Source organism: Streptomyces sp. P17 (assembly GCF_032436805.1).
Lineage (GTDB): Bacteria > Actinomycetota > Actinomycetes > Streptomycetales > Streptomycetaceae > Streptomyces.
In genome coordinates, this window is the sequence record NZ_JAVRBF010000278.1 from 1 (window position 1) to 541 (window position 541).

The following is a 541-nucleotide window of genomic DNA, read 5'->3' on the forward strand; positions in this document are numbered from 1 at the left end:
GCCGTGGCCGAGCTTTCTCCCACGGCGTTAGGCAAAACCATGCGGCTAGGCCAATGGCTGGACAACGGCCAGGGAAAAGATATCCCCGACCCCTACCAAAAAAGCCCAGAAGCCTTTGCACACGTACACCAGCTAATGGATGCCGCCACCCGCGCCTGGGCCACTCGCCTAGGCTAGGTGCGCAGTCACCTGTTTTACCTTTAACACGTGGATACAAAGAGAGCATGAGCGACGTAACCCCCTCGCACGGCCCAGCACCGCAAGACGACGAGATCGATCTAGGCCGCTTGTTCGGCCTGCTGCTAGACCACAAGTGGTGGATTGTAGGCATTACCGCGCTATTTGCGGCGCTTGGCGTGGTGTACGCCCTGCTGGCCACGCCCGTGTATGAAGGCGACGCGCTGGTGCAGGTGGAGAAACGTTCCACTATTAACCCACTAGCAGGTTTAGAAGGCATGCTCGGCCAAGAAGGCGACAGCATGACCTCTGCCGAAATACAAATCTTGCAGTCTCGGATGGTGCTTGGGCAGGTAGTCGAGCG

The 541-nt window shown here is 58.4% G+C and carries 2 protein-coding genes; both read left to right on the forward strand.

Annotation, left to right across the window (positions count from 1 at the left end):
* The first annotated feature begins 3 nt into the window (after nucleotides 1-3).
* Complete coding sequence (locus RMT89_RS46215) at nucleotides 4-177, forward strand: hypothetical protein (RefSeq protein ID WP_399498860.1); 174 nt, start codon at nucleotides 4-6, stop codon at nucleotides 175-177.
* Nucleotides 178-224: 47 nt separating this feature from the next.
* The coding region (locus RMT89_RS40845) for a Wzz/FepE/Etk N-terminal domain-containing protein (RefSeq protein WP_315888815.1) at nucleotides 225-541 on the forward strand (317 nt) is incomplete at its 3' end.